This window comes from Leclercia barmai, assembly GCF_049312895.1.
In the GTDB taxonomy this organism is placed as follows: Bacteria; Pseudomonadota; Gammaproteobacteria; order Enterobacterales; family Enterobacteriaceae; genus Enterobacter; species Enterobacter barmai.
Genome location: NZ_JBMNWZ010000001.1, coordinates 235,485 through 252,343, shown reverse-complemented (window position 1 = coordinate 252,343; position 16,859 = coordinate 235,485). Strand labels below are relative to the sequence as shown.

16 protein-coding genes and 1 other annotated feature are annotated in these 16,859 nt (G+C 57.5%); of the genes, 6 read left to right on the top strand and 10 right to left on the bottom strand.

Annotated elements, in window-relative coordinates; translation table 11 throughout:
- The first annotated feature begins 39 nt into the window (after positions 1-39).
- Both ACOYA6_RS01125 and ybaK read left to right on the top strand, forming a co-directional pair.
- Positions 40-834, top strand: a complete 795-nt coding sequence (locus ACOYA6_RS01125; protein ID WP_422653867.1) for a TraB/GumN family protein — start codon at positions 40-42, stop codon at positions 832-834.
- Positions 835-1,034: 200 nt separating this feature from the next.
- Positions 1,035-1,514 carry a Cys-tRNA(Pro)/Cys-tRNA(Cys) deacylase YbaK gene (gene ybaK, locus ACOYA6_RS01120; RefSeq protein WP_422653866.1) on the top strand — a complete coding sequence of 160 codons (480 nt, stop codon included), beginning with the start codon at positions 1,035-1,037 and terminating at the stop codon, positions 1,512-1,514.
- A gap of 148 nt (positions 1,515-1,662) precedes the next feature.
- Here the strand turns inward: ybaK and ushA are convergent, their stop codons facing one another.
- A complete protein-coding gene (ushA, locus tag ACOYA6_RS01115; protein ID WP_422653865.1) occupies positions 1,663-3,315 on the bottom strand; it encodes a bifunctional UDP-sugar hydrolase/5'-nucleotidase UshA in 1,653 nt (550 codons plus the stop codon).
- 162 nt (positions 3,316-3,477) lie between these two features.
- Between ushA and ACOYA6_RS01110 the strand changes: the two genes are divergently transcribed.
- Positions 3,478-4,683, top strand: a complete 1,206-nt coding sequence (locus ACOYA6_RS01110) for an MFS transporter (RefSeq protein WP_039032418.1) — start codon at positions 3,478-3,480, stop codon at positions 4,681-4,683.
- Between the two features lie 234 nt (positions 4,684-4,917).
- Positions 4,918-6,594 carry a YbaL family putative K(+) efflux transporter gene (gene ybaL / locus ACOYA6_RS01105; protein WP_039032417.1) on the top strand — a complete coding sequence of 559 codons (1,677 nt, stop codon included), beginning with the start codon at positions 4,918-4,920 and terminating at the stop codon, positions 6,592-6,594.
- A gap of 106 nt (positions 6,595-6,700) precedes the next feature.
- Here ybaL and ACOYA6_RS01100 read toward each other — a convergent pair whose 3' ends face one another.
- The 9 genes from ACOYA6_RS01100 to ACOYA6_RS01060 all read right to left on the bottom strand — a co-directional run bounded on the left by ACOYA6_RS01100 (position 6,701) and on the right by ACOYA6_RS01060 (position 16,107).
- On the bottom strand, positions 6,701-8,005 hold the full coding sequence (locus tag ACOYA6_RS01100; RefSeq protein ID WP_039032416.1) for an inosine/guanosine kinase: 1,305 nt from the start codon (positions 8,003-8,005) through the stop codon (positions 6,701-6,703).
- Between the two features lie 62 nt (positions 8,006-8,067).
- Positions 8,068-9,030 carry a ferrochelatase gene (hemH, locus tag ACOYA6_RS01095; RefSeq protein WP_223074680.1) on the bottom strand — a complete coding sequence of 321 codons (963 nt, stop codon included), beginning with the start codon at positions 9,028-9,030 and terminating at the stop codon, positions 8,068-8,070.
- A gap of 125 nt (positions 9,031-9,155) precedes the next feature.
- Entirely contained in the window at positions 9,156-9,800 is a 645-nt protein-coding gene (adk, locus tag ACOYA6_RS01090; protein WP_039032414.1) for an adenylate kinase, read from the bottom strand.
- A gap of 227 nt (positions 9,801-10,027) precedes the next feature.
- Complete coding sequence (gene htpG, locus ACOYA6_RS01085; protein WP_223074679.1) at positions 10,028-11,902, bottom strand: molecular chaperone HtpG; 1,875 nt, start codon at positions 11,900-11,902, stop codon at positions 10,028-10,030.
- A gap of 111 nt (positions 11,903-12,013) precedes the next feature.
- A complete protein-coding gene (gene recR, locus ACOYA6_RS01080; RefSeq protein WP_039032412.1) occupies positions 12,014-12,619 on the bottom strand; it encodes a recombination mediator RecR in 606 nt (201 codons plus the stop codon).
- The gene (locus ACOYA6_RS01075) at positions 12,619-12,951 is read right to left on the bottom strand and encodes a YbaB/EbfC family nucleoid-associated protein (protein WP_032616874.1); all 333 of its coding nucleotides are present in this window, start codon (positions 12,949-12,951) and stop codon (positions 12,619-12,621) included. The genes recR and ACOYA6_RS01075 overlap by 1 nt, the downstream gene beginning before the upstream one ends.
- Positions 12,952-13,004: 53 nt before the next feature.
- On the bottom strand, positions 13,005-14,936 hold the full coding sequence (gene dnaX / locus ACOYA6_RS01070) for a DNA polymerase III subunit gamma/tau (protein ID WP_039032411.1): 1,932 nt from the start codon (positions 14,934-14,936) through the stop codon (positions 13,005-13,007).
- Positions 13,611-13,675: a sequence feature (DnaX frameshifting element), on the bottom strand. It overlaps the preceding gene by 65 nt.
- Before the next feature lie 89 nt (positions 14,937-15,025).
- Positions 15,026-15,577, bottom strand: a complete 552-nt coding sequence (apt, locus tag ACOYA6_RS01065) for an adenine phosphoribosyltransferase (RefSeq protein ID WP_010428187.1) — start codon at positions 15,575-15,577, stop codon at positions 15,026-15,028.
- A gap of 152 nt (positions 15,578-15,729) precedes the next feature.
- On the bottom strand, positions 15,730-16,107 hold the full coding sequence (locus tag ACOYA6_RS01060; RefSeq protein WP_039032410.1) for a DUF454 family protein: 378 nt from the start codon (positions 16,105-16,107) through the stop codon (positions 15,730-15,732).
- A 50-nt stretch (positions 16,108-16,157) separates the two neighbouring features.
- On the opposite strand from ACOYA6_RS01060, the gene priC reads away from it, so the two are divergent.
- Complete coding sequence (gene priC / locus ACOYA6_RS01055; protein ID WP_039032409.1) at positions 16,158-16,685, top strand: primosomal replication protein N''; 528 nt, start codon at positions 16,158-16,160, stop codon at positions 16,683-16,685.
- Between the two features lie 12 nt (positions 16,686-16,697).
- Complete coding sequence (gene rsmS / locus ACOYA6_RS01050; protein WP_138369710.1) at positions 16,698-16,856, top strand: pleiotropic regulatory protein RsmS; 159 nt, start codon at positions 16,698-16,700, stop codon at positions 16,854-16,856.
- Positions 16,857-16,859 lie beyond the last annotated feature (3 nt).

The following is a 16,859-nucleotide window of genomic DNA, read 5'->3' as shown; positions in this document are numbered from 1 at the left end:
CCCACGCGCTAGCATGAATTTTTCATTCAGGGAGCGCGTATGGGTCTGTTTCAACGTCTGAAAGCATCGTTTCGCGCCCTTTTTCCCCGCCGCTATCGCTGGCCTGGACTCGATATCACCCTTCCCGGCGGACAGCATCTGCATCTGGTCGGCAGCATCCATATGGGGACGCGAGATATGTCTCCGTTGCCCGAGGGGCTGATTAGCCGACTGCGTCAGGCCGACGCGCTGATCGTCGAAGCGGATATCTCCGGGGACGAGTCGCCTTTCGCCGGGCTTGCGATACCACCTCCGCTGGAGGAGCGTCTCAGCGCTACGCAACTGGCTGAACTGCAGCGGGTTGCCGACGAGCTTGGCTTATCTGTCTCGATGCTCGAGAGCCAGCCGCTATGGCAGATCGCGATGGTGTTGCAGGCCACCCAGGCGCAGCGGCTGGGATTACGGGGCGATTACGGCATCGACTATCAATTGCTGAATGCCGCACGCGAGCAGCAGTTGCCGGTTATCGAACTGGAGGGTGCCGCCAGCCAGATTGCGCTGCTGCGCCAGATGCCAAACGACGGTTTGCTGCTGCTGGAAGATACGCTAACCCACTGGCACACCAATGCCCGGCTGCTGCAAACCATGGTGAGCTGGTGGCTGGATTCGCCCCCTGCCGTTGACCGGCTGGCGCTTCCGGCCACGTTCAGCGAATCGCTGTATGACGTGCTGATGCACGAGCGCAATCAGGCGTGGTGCGAAAAGCTGCACGCGCTGCCTGCCGGACGGTATGTGGTGGCGGTTGGGGCATTGCATCTGTACGGCGAGGGAAATTTGCCGTCGTTGCTGAGATAAAAAAGTGGCCAATATTTCTATTGGCCCGTCAAAGAGGAATTTCATCATTGTTATTATGCCGGAGGAGACCTCCGGTTCAGAAGATTGTCGCTCAAAGTGACCATCACTGCCAACACTATATGCGCAAGATGGTGCTATTTTTTAGCCTCTTTTGAGGCGTATTCTTAAGGCGTTTATTGTCCGGGCTAAGAAGGATTGCTATGACTCCCGCCGTTAAATTACTCGAAAAAAACAAGATTGCGTTTCGGATCCACAGCTACGACCACGATCCGGCTGAAACCAATTTTGGTGATGAAGTGGTGCGTAAACTGGGTCTGAATGCGGATCAGGTTTATAAAACATTGCTGGTCGCGGTGAATGGCGACATGAAACACCTCGCCGTGGCGGTGACGCCGGTTGCCAGCCAGCTGGATCTGAAGAAAGTCGCCAAAGCGCTGGGCGCGAAAAAAGTGGATATGGCGGACCCGATGATTGCGCAACGCACCACGGGGTACCTGGTGGGTGGGATCAGCCCGCTGGGGCAAAAGAAGCGCCTGCCGACGCTGATTGATGCGCCCTCACAGGGGTTTGACACAATCTACATTTCCGGCGGCAAGCGCGGGCTGGACATTGAACTTTCGGCGAGCGATCTGGCGAAAATGCTGGATGCGCAGTTTGCGGATATTGCGCGCCGGGATTAAGGCATTGCCCGGTGGCGCTTCGAGGTAAAAGCAAAACGGTAACAACCGTTACCGTTTTTAGTGTTTGCGCCCTCTCCCGGTGGGAGAGGGACGGGGTGAGGGCAGCAGGCCGCACGGTCCTGAAGCCGCCACCCGGCACTTACGGCGGTTAATGCCAGCTCACCTCACCCTGCGGTTCATAGGCATTCACATCCAGCGGTGAATTCTGCTGGATATACTGCTTGAGCACCTCGGCGTCGATAAAGCCGGTATTCACATAGCCCGGTTTATTATCGATATGCGGATAACCATCGCCGCCGGTGGCGTTAAAGCTTAACGTCGCCATCCGGTAGGTTTTGGCCGGATCGACCGGTTCGCCCTTGATCTTCAGGTCGCTCAGCACCCCGCCCTTCGCCACAAAGCTCACGTTGGCAAACTGTGGATAGGCTCCGGAGTCCGGTTTCATCTGCGCCACCGCCGTCAGATAGTCTGTCACCTCTTTGCCGCTCATATCGACATACACCAGCACGTTGCCGAACGGCTGCACCTTCAGCACATCTTTATAGGTGATGTCCCCGCCTTCGATGGAGTCGCGGATCCCGCCGCCGCTCATCACCGCAAAATCGGCACCGGTGCGCGCCATCTGCGCGGCCAGGATCAGATGCCCCATGTTGGTCTGCACGAAGCGCACCTTGCTGCGATCGCCTTCCAGTCGGCCGTTGAGCGTGCCAATCTTCACGTCCAGCTGCGCCTTACCTTTATTCTGGAACGGCGTCAGCAGGGAGAGCATCTGTGGGTTTTCCGCGATTTCCGGCGTATAGAGCACGCGCTCGCTCTGGCCGTTATCGTAAGTGACCTTCTTCTTCAGGTTGATCGGGATCAGCTGGTAGTGCACCAGCTTCATCTCGCCGTTGCGGAATTCAAAGTCCGCGCGGCCCACATATTTGCCCCACTCGTGGGCCTGCACAATCCAGATCCCGTTCTGCTTGTCCGGCGCGCACGGCGTGCCAGGCACGTAGTCCACCTGCTTTTTATTTTCCGACGCCATACAGACCGGATCCTGGGAGTGACCGCCCACAATCATCGCCAGCGAGCCCGCCGGCAGGCTACGCGCCATCTCAACATCACCCGGCGCGTTCGAGCCGTGCTCGCCGTTATCGTAGTGGCCCATGTGGGTGGTGGCGATAATCACGTCCGGTTTTTCGTTCTGCTGCAGCTCCTGGATCACCAGCTTCGCTTCGTCGGCCGGTTTACGGAATTCGATGTCGGTAAAATATTCCGGGTTGCCGATTTTCGCCGTGTCGTCGGTGGTCAGCCCCACGACCGCAATTTTAATATCCTGGCGTTTAAAAATGGCCCAGGGCTTAAATAAGCGCTCGCCGGTGCTTTTCTGGTAAATATTGGCGGAGAGGAACGGGAATTTGGCCCACTTCTCCTGCTGGCGTAATACTTCGATGGGATTATCAAACTCATGGTTGCCGACGGCCATCGCATCGTAGCCAATCAGATTCATGCCGCGAAAGTCGGGTTCTGCGTCCTGTAGATCGGATTCCGGCACGCCGGTATTAATATCGCCGCCGGAGAGCAGCAGCACGCTGCCGCCTTTTGCCGCCACCTCTTTACGGATCCCGTCCACCAGCGTTTTCTGCGCCGAGAGGCCATATTCGCCGTATTCGCTGCGCCAGAAGTGGCCGTGATGATCGTTAGTATGCAGGATGGTGATGTTATAGGTTTTATCTTTTTCCCAGGCCTGGGCTGGCAGGCTGAGCAGACCGCACGCCGCTATTATTGCCAGCGCGACGCCTCGCTTCATTAACTTCATTTCTTCACTCCCTGATCTTAGACAAACGCAAAAATTACAATGAGTCATCAGAATAGACAAATATGTTTTCAGAATTGCGACTTTCCTCAAATGTCAGGGACAGGTATGTTAGTCGGATAATAATTACTCCCTGCACTTCCAATAACAATCGACGTGGTATTTATGGCAATCAGCGAATCTACTCCTCCGGTGTCGGCGGCTAAGGCCCGCACCTCATTCGGTATTCTCGGCGCAATCAGTCTTTCGCATCTGCTTAACGATATGATCCAGTCGCTTATTCTGGCGATCTACCCGTTACTGCAGTCCGAGTTCTCTCTCACCTTCGTGCAGATCGGCATGATCACCCTCACCTTCCAGCTGGCGTCGTCGCTGCTGCAACCGGTGGTGGGCTACTGGACGGATAAATATCCGATGCCATGGTCGCTGCCGATTGGCATGTGCTTTACCCTGAGCGGCCTGATCCTGCTGGCGATGGCGGGCAGCTTTGAAGGGGTGCTGGTGGCAGCCGCCCTGGTGGGCACCGGCTCGTCGGTCTTCCATCCGGAGTCGTCCCGCGTGGCGCGAATGGCCTCCGGTGGCCGTCACGGTCTGGCACAGTCGCTGTTCCAGGTGGGCGGCAACTTCGGCAGCTCCCTCGGTCCGCTGCTGGCGGCGGTGATTATCGCCCCGTACGGCAAAGGCAACGTGGCCTGGTTTGTGCTGGCCGCGCTGTTAGCGATTGTGGTGCTGGCGCAAATCAGCCGCTGGTATGCGGCTCAGCACCGGGTCAATAAAGGCAAACCAAAAGCGCCGGTGATAAATCCCCTGCCACGCAACAAGGTGATTCTGGCCGTCAGCATCCTGCTGATGCTGATTTTCTCCAAATACTTCTATATGGCGAGTATCAGCAGCTATTACACCTTTTATCTGATGGAAAAATTCGGACTATCGGTACAAAACGCCCAGTTTCATCTGTTCGCGTTCCTGTTTGCCGTCGCAGCCGGGACCTTTATTGGTGGGCCGCTGGGGGACAAAATCGGACGTAAATATGTGATTTGGGGCTCTATCCTCGGTGTTGCGCCCTTCACGCTTATTTTACCCTACGCAACCCTGTGGTGGACGGGCGTTTTAACCGTGATCATTGGTTTTATCCTCGCATCCGCCTTTTCTGCCATTCTGGTGTACGCTCAGGAGCTGCTTCCGGGGCGTATTGGCATGGTTTCCGGGCTGTTTTTTGGTTTTGCCTTCGGGATGGGCGGGCTTGGCGCGGCGGTATTAGGGCTGATTGCAGACCATACCAGCATCTTCCTGGTCTACAAAATCTGCGCTTTCCTGCCACTTCTTGGGATGTTGACTATATTCCTGCCTGATAACCGGCATAAATCCTGATTTATCTGCGGCCAAACTACAGCTTTGGCCGCGCCCTTCCCTTCTGCCATCAGCCTTTCTTCACCACACCTCTGATAAATCGTCCGGATGTACGTCCGTTTAACCCTTATTGCTGTTTTCATTAAAATTCAATAATTATTCATAAACGTAATCATTAATTTTGTCATAAACTATTACACGGCTTTTTGGTTTACGAACCAAAAATGGAGTCATACAGCAACGAAAGGAGACGGAATGCACCACGCCACACCGCTTATCACCACCATTGTTGGTGGACTTGTACTCGCTTTTATACTCGGCATGATTGCCAACAAACTGCGTATTTCCCCTCTGGTGGGCTATTTAGTGGCGGGCGTGTTAGCTGGTCCGTTTACCCCTGGTTTTGTTGCTGATACGAAACTTGCCCCCGAGCTGGCGGAGCTTGGGGTGATCCTGCTGATGTTCGGTGTGGGTTTGCATTTCTCCCTGAAGGATTTGATGGCGGTAAAGTCCATCGCCATTCCTGGCGCGATCGCCCAGATAGCCGTGGCGACGTTGCTGGGTATGGCGCTTTCAGCGATGCTGGGCTGGCCGCTGATGACCGGTATCGTGTTTGGTCTGTGTCTTTCCACCGCCAGTACCGTGGTGCTGCTGCGCGCGCTTGAAGAGAGACAGCTGATTGACAGCCAGCGGGGGCAGATCGCCATTGGCTGGCTGATTGTTGAAGATCTGGTGATGGTCTTAACCCTGGTGTTGCTGCCTGCTGTCGCCGGAATGCTCGAAAAAGAGAACGTCGGGTTCGCCTCCCTGGCGCTGGATATGAGTATCACCATCGGCAAAGTGGTGGCCTTTATCGCCATCATGATGCTGGTGGGCCGCCGCCTGGTGCCGTGGATCCTCTCCCGCAGCGCGGCGACCGGCTCGCGCGAGCTGTTTACCCTCGCGGTACTGGCGCTGGCGCTGGGGATTGCCTTCGGCGCCGTGGAGCTGTTCGACGTCTCCTTCGCGCTGGGCGCCTTCTTTGCCGGGATGGTGCTGAACGAATCGGAACTGAGCCACCGTGCCGCCCACGATACCCTGCCCCTGCGCGATGCCTTTGCGGTGCTGTTCTTTGTCTCGGTCGGGATGCTGTTCAATCCGCTGGTGCTGATTGAGCAGCCGCTGGCGGTGCTGGGCACCCTGGCGATCATTATCTTTGGTAAGTCGGTGGCGGCTTTCTTCCTAGTGCGCATGTTTGGTCACTCGCCGCGTACTGCGCTGACCATCGCCGCCAGCCTTGCGCAGATTGGTGAGTTTGCCTTTATCCTCGCCGGACTGGGCATGGCGCTGGATCTGCTGCCGCAGGCCGGGCAAAACCTGGTGCTGGCAGGGGCAATCCTCTCCATTATGCTGAACCCGGTGCTGTTCGCGCTGCTGGAAAAATACCTCGATAAAACCGAAACCCTCGAAGAGCAGACCCTGGAAGAGGCGATCGAAGAAGAGAAGCAGATCCCGGTGGATATCTGCAACCACGCCCTGCTGGTCGGTTTTGGCCGCGTCGGGAGCCTGCTGGGCGAGAAGCTGATGGCCCAGGGCATTCCGCTGGTGGTGATTGAAACCTCCCGCACCCGCGTGGATGAGCTGCGCGAGCGCGGGATCCGCGCGGTACTGGGGAACGCGGCTAACGAAGAGATCATGAACCTGGCGCATCTGGATTGCGCCCGCTGGCTGCTGTTGACTATCCCTAACGGTTACGAGGCCGGTGAGATCGTGGTCTCCGCCCGTGAAAAATACCCGCACCTGGAGATTATCGCCCGGGCGCATTACGACGACGAAGTGGATTACATTATGGAGCGCGGCGCGAATCAGGTGGTGATGGGCGAACGCGAGATTGCCAATACCATGCTGTCGCTGCTGGAGAAACCGCCGGTTGAAGCGACGGTGACGGGGTAAAACTTGTGCGGCCTGGGCCCCTCACCCCGGCCCTCTCCCCATAGGGGAGAGGGTGTTTGAGTTCCCTCTCCCCTATGGGGAGAGGGTTAGGGTGAGGGGTTTTCTTTTACCGATCCCAGTATGACTCTTCCAGGCTATCTTCCCGCTCCGGCAGGCCGCGCGTTAAGCGCGGTGAGTGCTGGTTCAGCACCTGATAGCTCACGCGGTTCGCGTACTTACACACCTGCGCCAGCGACGAGTAGGTCAGCCAGTTAAACTTGTGCTTGCTGGAGTTCGGCACGTTGGTGCGGTGGAAGGCGTTAGCGGTGATATCGTGCAGCAGGGCGGCCAGCGCGCCGTCGCCTGCGCCGTTGGTGTTCATGATCTTCTCCGGGCCGCCCATGTACGGGGCGATATGGGAGAAAATACGCAGGGGAGTGACGCAGTCTTTATGGCGCATGGCGCGGCTGAACTCAAACTGGTTGAACTCGGCAATCGCCCCCGGCAGCAGCGGATGCTGGGTTTTACGCTTCGCCTCTTCTTCGGTGAAACCGGCCATATACAAGCCTACCGGTCCGGCGGTGCAGAGCACCAGGTCGACCCAGTCCAGCGCCTTGTCAGAGGCCAGCAGCGGATCGCTCTCCCCGGTCAGGGCTTCGGCCTCTTCTTCGTTCATCGCCAGAATCGAGACGTGCTCTTTCAGGAACGCCTGCCACCACTCCGGGTTGTCGGCGATGACAAATTTAGTGCCCAGGGTCAGAACCACCGGTACGTTGTATTTCTTCGCATACTCCACGGCCTTCATGGTCGCTTCCGGCATCGGCTCGCCCGGCTTGCAGCGCACCAGGTAGGAGGTCAGCACCAGCGCTGATGCCCCGGCAATCACCTCTTCCGGAATGCTCTCGGCGCGTAGTTTGTTCATGTGCCCCGGGCTGATGGCAAAGGTACGTTCGCCGGATTCCCCGATCAGCGTGAAACAGCGGCCAATTGCCCCGTCCACGCCCTGCAGGTAATTCAGATCGGTACGGCTGGAGGTATTGCAGAGATAGCGGTAGGCGTAGCTGCCAATTTCGATATTGCTGCACATCACGCCCAGCAGGACGGAGCGGTCGTCCGCCAGCACGGAGTAGTTGTGCATGGTGTTGCCGATGGTGCCACCGGCAAACTGATGGGTGATGAGGTTCTCCCTCACCAGCTCCTGATACAGCGCTTCCGCCACATCGTCTTCAATAACCAGAGAGTGCCCGGCGCTCAGGCCGTAACGCGCGACAAACGCATCGTCCACTTTAGCTTCAATATCCACCAGCGTCTGATCGATGCCTACCACCCAGGCGGCACTGGTCTCATTTTCCGGCTGAATTTGCTGCAGCAGCGGATCGCGGGCGTTAACGGGAAAGTAGTGTTTAGATTTACGTTTACCGGGAAATTTCATGTTCTGGGCTATGAGTGACGGATGGGCCGGGAATGGTAGCACAAACCCGGCTCAGAGTGCGATCAGCGGCTGTTGGTCAGCAGAGAGACCATCATATCGATATGCTCCGGGTCGTCGTTAAGCGCCGGAATATACTCATACTTTGTGCCGCCCGCTTCGAGGAAAAACTCACGGTTTTGCACCGCGATCTCTTCCAGGGTTTCCAGGCAGTCCGCCGCAAAGCCCGGCGACATCACCTGAATATGCTTCACTCCCTTCTCGCCCAGCATTTTGAGGGTTTCATCGGTATAGGGGGTCAGCCACGGCTCGCGGCCAAAGCGCGACTGGAAGGTCATCATCACCTTCTCCGGCGGCAGGCCGAGGGCGGAAACCAGCTCCCGGGTGGTGTCGCGACAGCGTTGCGGGTAATCATCCCCTTCGTCGGCGAATCGCTGCGGAATACCGTGGTAGGAGAGCAGCAGCAGATCCGGCTCGCCGTGTTTCTCAAAGGACGCGCGGGCGCTGCTGGCGAGGGCCTTGATGTACAGCTCGTTATCCGCGTAGTCGCGAATAAAGGTTACGCCTGGAATACGGCGGCGTGTTGCCAGAATGCGGGCCAGTTCATCCCAGACCGCGGCCACGGTGGAGCAGGAGTATTGCGGATAGAGCGTCAGCACTTTGATGTGGTCAACGCCCTGCGCCAGCAGGTCATCGACGGCGCTTTTCAGGGACGGTTTACCGTAGCTCATGCCCAGCGCCACCGGCATATCCGGCAGACGGGCGGCCAGCGCTTTCTCCTGGCGACGGCTGTAGACCATCAGCGGCGAGCCCTCCTCCATCCAGACGGACTGATAGAGTTTTGACACGCGCGGAGAACGGATCGGTAAAATCACGCCGCGCAGTAGCGGCCACCACAGCACGCGCGGGGTATCCACAACGCGTGTATCGCTCAGAAACTGGCGCAGATAACGGCTGACCGCTGCGGGTGTTGGGGCTTCGGGGGTACCTAGATTGGCAAGCAGGATGCCGGTTTTCGCCTGACTCATTCACGCCTCATAACCATTTAACTGGCTGATAAGTGTATCTGAAAAGCGCGTAAACGGAACCCATTGCTGCGATAGACGAAATGAGAAATTTTCTCACCCGGAGGACCCGGGTGAGAGACGCGCGATTAGCCGAGGATCTTTTCCAGCTCTGCACGAACATCAGCAACGGCTTTGGTGCCGTCAACTTTCGCGTATTTGGTGTTACCCGCCTGCGCTTCTTTGGTGTAGTAGCCGATCAGCGGCGCGGTCATCTGATGGTATTCCACCAGGCGCTTACGCACGGTCTCTTCCTGATCGTCTTTACGGGTGGTCAGCTCTTCGCCGGTCACGTCGTCTTTACCTTCCACCTGCGGTGGGTTGAACTTAACGTGGTAAACGCGGCCGGAAGCGGCGTGTACGCGACGACCGATGATACGGTCAACGATCAGCTCGTCAGGTACGTCGAACTCCAGCACGTAGTCCACGTTGATGCCCGCTTCTTTCATAGCATCAGCCTGAGGAATGGTGCGCGGGAAGCCGTCCAGCAGGAAACCGTTACGGCAGTCTTCCTGGGAAATGCGTTCTTTAACCAGAGCGATAACCAGCTCGTCGGTCACCAGCTTGCCGGCGTCCATAATGTCTTTCGCCTGTTTACCCAGCTCGGAGCCAGATTTAACAGCGGCACGCAGCATGTCACCCGTAGAGATTTGCGGAATACCGTATTTCTCCATGATGAACTGAGCCTGAGTTCCTTTACCCGCGCCCGGAGCGCCAAGCAGAATAATACGCATTGCGAAAATCCCCTCAAAAGTCGATTCAATTTTTCAAAAAGCGCTAAACAATACCATCAGAACGGGTATCGCTCAAGGAAGGCGGGGCGGCTGAAACGGTTAATGAGGGGAATTTATTAGAGGGTGCGGTAACGGCTCCCCTCACCCTGACCCTCTCCCCAGAGGGGAGAGGGAACTATTACACCCTCTCCCCTTTGGGGAGAGGGCTGGGGTGAGGGGTAGTTGTATTAGCTCAGCAGCAACGCATTCACGCGCTTGATGAACTGGTTTGGATCTTCCAGCGTGCCGCGTTCGGCCAGCAGGGACTGATCCAGCAGCAGTTCAACCCACTCGGCGAAGCGCGCTTCGTCCTGGGTCTCGGCCGCACGTTTCACCAGGGCGTGATCCGGGTTCAGTTCAAAGATGTACTTCACTTCCGGTACGCTCTGGCCCGCAGCGGCGAACAGCTTCGCCATTTGAGTGCTCATCTCGTCGGCTTCGGTGGTGACGATGGCCGGGGTATCGGTCAGACGGTGGGTGAAACGCACCTCTTTCACGCGATCGCCCAGATGGGTTTTCACGCGCTCAACGAACGGCTCCAGCGCCTTCTCCGCCTCTTTCGCGGTTTCGTCCACCTCATCCGCCAGCTTGTCGATAGACTCATCGGCTTTGGCAACGGACTGGAACGCTTTGCCGCTGAACTCGGTCAGGTAGTTCATCATCCACTCATCGATGCGATCGGAAAGCAGCAGCACTTCGATGCCTTTCTTACGCAGCAGCTCCAGGTGCGGGCTGCTCTTCGCCGCGGCATAGCTGTCGGCGGTGATGTAGTAGATCTTCTCCTGCCCTTCTTTCATGCGGGAGATGTACTCTTCCAGCGACACGGTCTGCTCGGAAGAGTCGGTATGGGTGGAGGCAAAGCGCAGCAGCTTAGCAATGGCTTCGACGTTGGAGGTGTCTTCCGCCGGGCCCTCTTTCAGCACCAGGCCGAACTGTTTCCAGAAGGTCTGGTATTTTTCGGCGTCGTCTTTCGCCAGCTTGTCCAGCATCTGCAGCGCACGCTTGCTCAGCGCGGTGCGCAGATTGCGGGTCACGGTGCTGTCCTGAAGGATCTCACGGGAGACGTTCAGCGGCAGATCGTTTGAGTCAATCAGGCCACGCACAAAGCGCAGGTAGTTCGGCATGAACTGCTCGGCTTCGTCCATGATGAACACGCGCTGCACGTACAGCTTCAGGCCGTGCTTGTGATCGCGGTTCCACATATCCCACGGGGCCTGCGCCGGGATGTACAGCAGGCTGGTGTACTCCTGCTTACCTTCCACGCGGTTGTGGCTCCAGGTCAGCGGATCGGTAAAGTCGTGGGCGATGTGCTTGTAGAACTCGGTGTACTCTTCGTCTTTGATTTCAGACTTGTTGCGCGTCCACAGCGCCTGCGCCTTGTTGATCTTCTCCCAGGAGATAACGGTTTCGCCGTCCTGCTCTTCCTGTTTTTCGATCTCTACCGGCAGCGCGATATGGTCGGAATATTTGCTGATGATGGAGCGTACGCGCCAGTCGTTGAGGAAATCATCTTCCCCTTCGCGCAGGTGCAGGGTGATTTCGGTCCCGCGATCGGCTTTGGTGATGTCGGCAACGGTGTATTCACCTTCGCCGTGTGATTCCCAGAACACGCCGCTTTCAGCGCTTTCGCCTGCCGCACGGGTACGCACGGTGACTTTATCCGCCACGATGAAGGCGGAATAGAAGCCCACGCCGAACTGGCCAATCAGCTGGCTGTCTTTTGCCTGGTCGGAGCCCATCGACTGCAGGAAGGCTTTGGTGCCGGATTTGGCGATGGTGCCAAGATGGTCGATGGCTTCATCGCGGGTCATCCCGATGCCGTTATCCGCGATAGTCAGAGTGCGGTTCTCTTTATCAAAGGAGACGCGCACGCGCAGTTCGCCGTCACCTTCATACAGCTCTGGCTTCGAGAGCGCACGAAAACGCAGCTTGTCTGCCGCATCAGAGGCGTTAGAGATAAGCTCGCGCAGGAAAATTTCTTTATTTGAATAAAGAGAATGGATCATCAGGTGCAGAAGTTGTTTTACTTCTGACTGGAAACCACGGGTTTCTTGTCCTTTCATACTAAGTCGACCTCAACAATGCCATTTAATGGGGTTTAAAAGCGTTGAGGGAGAGATGGGGATAAGCGGGTAAGTTTTCAAGCGGAGGCCACGGCTGCAGCCTCCGTTTGGTCAGAAAATAATCTTGTGACGACCTGCCAGAGAGTGCGACAGCGTGGTGCCGTCCACCATCTCCAGCTCACCGCCAACCGGGACACCGTGGGCGATACGGCTGGCGTCGACGCCCGACTCCGCACACAGCTCGGCGATATAGTTGGCTGTCGCCTCCCCTTCCACCGTTGGGTTGGTGGCGAGGATCACCTCAGAGATCGTTTCCGATTTCAGGCGCTGTTCCAGGCGGTCCAGGCCGATATCATCCGGACCAATACCGTCCAGCGGTGAAAGGTGGCCCATCAGCACAAAGTAGCGGCCAGAAAATTGCCCGGTCTGTTCGATGGCGTAAATGTCCGCAGGACTCTCCACCACGCAAATCTGACCGTTTTCCTGACGACGCGGGTTGGCGCAGATGTTACACACGTCCTGCTCGGTAAAGGTGCGGCAATCGGCACAGTGACCAATTTCCGACATGGCGCGGGTCAGAGCCTGCGCCAGGCGCATTCCGCCGCTGCGATCGCGTTGCAGCAGGGTAAACGCCATACGCTGCGCCGACTTCGGGCCGACGCCCGGCAGGCAGCGCAGCGCTTCCATTAACTGCGTAAGCAGCGGACTGGTTTGCATCAGAACGGCATCTTAAAGCCCGGTGGCAGCTGCATTCCGGAGGATACAGAGGCCATTTTTTCTTTCTGAGTTTCGTCGATACGGCGCGCAGCATCGTTAAATGCAGCGGCGACCAGATCTTCCAGCATATCTTTGTCGTCTTCGAGCAGGCTTGGGTCGATCTCCACGCGACGGCAGTTATGTGCGCCGTTGATAGTCACTTTGACCAGACCTGCGCCAGATTCGCCAGTGACTTCCATCTGCGCGATCTCTTCCTGCATCTTCTGCATTTTTTCCTGCATCTGCTGGGCCTGCTTCATCAGACCACCCAGACCGCCTTTACCACCAAACATAGGCTTCTCTCTTCTTTCACGTTAAAGATAACAACCGTAAGTCAGACTCACGATCAAATGGGTCGAATACTCTCTTCATCCAGGTCTGCATCAAAGTAACGCTGCAGGGTCTGAATGTTATTATCCGCGATAATCGACTCACGCGCCTGCGCGAGTTTCTCTTCATAAATGGCCTGACGCCACTCCAGCGGCGTTCGCACCGCCGGATTATCATCTTCAATGATGGTCAATTCAACCGGCGCACCCTGTAATGTGGAGAGCGCCTCAGTCAGCACCTGCTGCGCGCTCGCCGAGTTCAGATGACGCTGGCCCGGACGCAGATGCAGACAGATGCGGTTGCCATCCTGCTCGCGCCAGGCGTTGAGCGCGACCTGCTCCACCAGTTTCGGCAGCTTGAGTTTGCTGACCTCTGCCGCCCAGGGATCGCGCTCAAGCGACTCCTCGGCGAGTTTGGCGGAGAGCTCCGGCGTTTTCTCGTGCTCCAGCGCCTTTTTCAGCGCCTTCGGCGTGGCAACCTCCACCTTCACCTCTTCGGTGACGGTGGTCGCTTTCCAGCGATACGCCTCTTGCTTAACCGGAGCCTTTGGCTCAGAGGTGACCGTTGCCGAACGCGACTGGACGCGATCCGTGACCGAAGCCAGACGTTCAAGCGCGGCATTATTTACCGGCCGCGCTCTTGCAGGCGCTGCCGGTTCACTCTTTTTTGGTTTGGTTGCTCCCTGAGCACGCTGTAGCTGGCTACGGGCAGCAAGCACCGAACTGGTGGCATCCGACAGCGGCACGTCCTGTCGCGGCGGTGGCGCACTCTGCTGCGTGGGCACCTGCGGCGGCGTGAGCACTGCCGTCGGCGCCACCGGAGCGAACGACTGCGGCTGCACCTCAGGTTCTGGCAGCGGCATGCGCGGATGGAACGCTAGCGCGCGCAGTAGGGTCATCTCGACCCCCATACGTCTGTCGGGCGCGAACGGCAGTTCCTTACGGCCAATTAACAGGGTTTGATAGTAGAGCTGTACGTCCGTTGGCGGAATGGTACGCGCCAGCTCGCGCATCCGCTGTTCAATGGCCGCCATATCCGGGCCCAGCGCCGCCGGGGAGAGTTGCACCATCGCAATGCGGTGCAGCAGGCTGAGCATTTCAACCAGCAGGGCTTCCCACTCGACGCCGCGTGACGCAGAGGCGTTCACCAGCTCCATCACCCGCTCGCCGTTGGCCTCGACCACCGCTTCAATCAGCGACAAGGCCTGATCGTCATCCAGCGTGCCGAGCATGGTGCTCACCGCCTGGGTCGTCAGCTTACCTTCCCCGCTGGCAATCGCCTGATCGGTGAGGCTGAGGGCATCGCGCAGGCTGCCATCGGCAGCACGCGCCAGCAGCTGCAGCGCACGCGGCTCATGGGCAACCTGCTCTTCGTTGAGAATGTATTCGAGCCGATCGCGGATCTGCGTAACGTCCAGCGCCTTCAGGTGGAACTGCAGGCAGCGGGATAAGATAGTGACCGGCAGCTTTTGCGGATCGGTGGTCGCCAGCAGGAACTTAACGTGTGCGGGCGGCTCTTCCAGCGTTTTCAGCAGGGCGTTAAAGCTGTGGCGCGAGAGCATGTGCACTTCATCGATCAGATAGACCTTGAAGCGGCCACGCGCCGGAGCGTACTGGACGTTATCCAGCAGATCGCGGGTATCTTCGACTTTGGTGCGCGAGGCGGCATCGATCTCAATCAGATCGACAAAGCGCCCCTGCTCGATTTCACGGCAGTTATCGCAGACGCCGCACGGCGTGGCGGTGATCCCGCTTTCGCAGTTAAGGCCTTTCGCCAGCAAACGGGCAATAGAGGTTTTACCGACGCCACGGGTGCCGGAAAAAAGCCAGGCGTGATGGATACGTCCTAGCGATAAGCTGTTCGCCAGGGCGGTCAGCACATGTTCCTGGCCGACAACGTCAGCAAAGGTTTGGGGTCGCCATTTTCGGGCTAACACCTGATAACTCATGGGCAGGCTCTGCAACGCTGGAAGGTGGATATTCAGGGGGGTAATGCTAACACAACCTCACCCGTTGGGCGAGGTTGCGGGCGGGAGGATTAATGTCCCGGGAAAGGCACGAGGCTGTAGCTGGTGATGCCCTGTTTTTCGAGGCGCTGTTCGCCGCCCAGATCGAACAGGTTGATGATGAAGGCCGCATCGGTCACTTCACCACCCAGACGACGGATCAGCTTCACGGTGGCTTCAATGGTGCCGCCGGTTGCCAGCAGATCGTCAACCACCAGCACTTTATCGCCAGGCTTGATCGCATCAACGTGGATCTCAAGCTGGTCGGTGCCGTATTCCAGCTCGTAGCTCTCGGCGATGGTTTCGCGAGGCAGTTTGCGCGGTTTACGTACCGGCACAAAACCCACGCCCATTGCCAGCGCAACCGGCGCGCCGAACAGGAAGCCACGGGCTTCGGTGCCTACAACTTTGGTGATCCCGGCGTTTTTATAACGCTCAACCAGCAGTTCAATGCTGAGAGCATACGCTTTCGGGTCTTCCAGCAAGCTGGTGACATCACGGAAAAGAATGCCAGGCTTCGGATAATCCTGGATGCTTTTGATGCTGTTTTTAAGAAATTCAAGCTGCTGCGCAGTTGCGGTCATAAATAGATGCCTGATGAAAACGGTGTTACTCACGGAGCGGATGAATGGTCGGTCAAAGTAACAATTGTTTAACCTTTGACCAGCTCTGCCCGTGCTCGAAAACGGTCGAATTTACTGGCTGCGCGCAAGAATTGCAACAGCCATACTCATGATTATTGCTTTTGTTGCTTTTCATCAACGACGGGGATCCGCCACATGAAAATCAGCAGGCAGGTGAGGATTGCCAGCAGCAGGATCCGCACCCACATCATTTTTACCATCCATAATGAAAAGGCGAAGGTCACGAGGATCACCGCAACGGCCCGTGGCTTAGCGCCGGGCGGCATGGCACGGTGCTGTTGCCAGTGGCGCAGGTAGCCGCCAAACCAGGAGCGGTAGAGCAGCCAGTGGTGAAAACGCGGCGAAGAACGGGCAAAGCACCACGCCGCCAGCAATATAAAGGGCGTGGTGGGTAAAAGAGGTAAAACAACGCCCAGCGTGCCGAGCACTACCGCAAGCCAGCCAATGATGATTAGAATAGTACGCTGCATAATGCGAATCGTTATCAAACTGAACGGCTACTGTACCACTGGAGTGCGGATTGAAAACAGCCTTGCTTTTACAGACGTTGCAAAATCAACTGACGACCCTGCGCGAGCAGGCCGCCCCCCTGATGCAGCACGCCACCTTGAAGCCGCGTTTTGACCGGCAGCTGTTCCGCACCCGCAGCACCCTGATGAAAGATTATCTCGATGAAGCCCAGCACCATCTGGACGAGCTGCGTCACGCCGTAGATAACGCGCAGGCTGAGCAGGTCGCCTGGCTGGCCGCTCATCTGGCGGAACAGATCGCCGCCCTGCACCGGGAGATAGCCGCCTGGCCGCTGCGCCTCTGGGACGGTGCCTCTGCGGGCACCACAAAATGGCAGCGCAAGCGCCTGGAGCACCAGGAGTTTGAACGTCGGCTATGCGAGATGAAAAATGAACGCGAGTCCCGGCTGAACCAGGCCGAAACGCTGGAAGAGCAGCAGATGCTGATGCGCGAAATTACCGCGCTGGAGGGGCGGCTTGAACGCTGCCGCAAGGCACTGGATGATATTGAACGCGTTATCGCGCGTCTGACCCGTTAACAGGAGTAGTGTGTGTCACTGGAAAACGCCCCCGATGAAGTCAAGCTGGCCGTCGACCTGATTATGTTGCTGGAGAATCATGAATTGCCGATCGACACGGTGCTGAAAGCACTGGAAATTGTGAAGCGGGATTTTGAAGGAAAAAGACCCTCACCCCTGCCCTCTCCCTGAAAG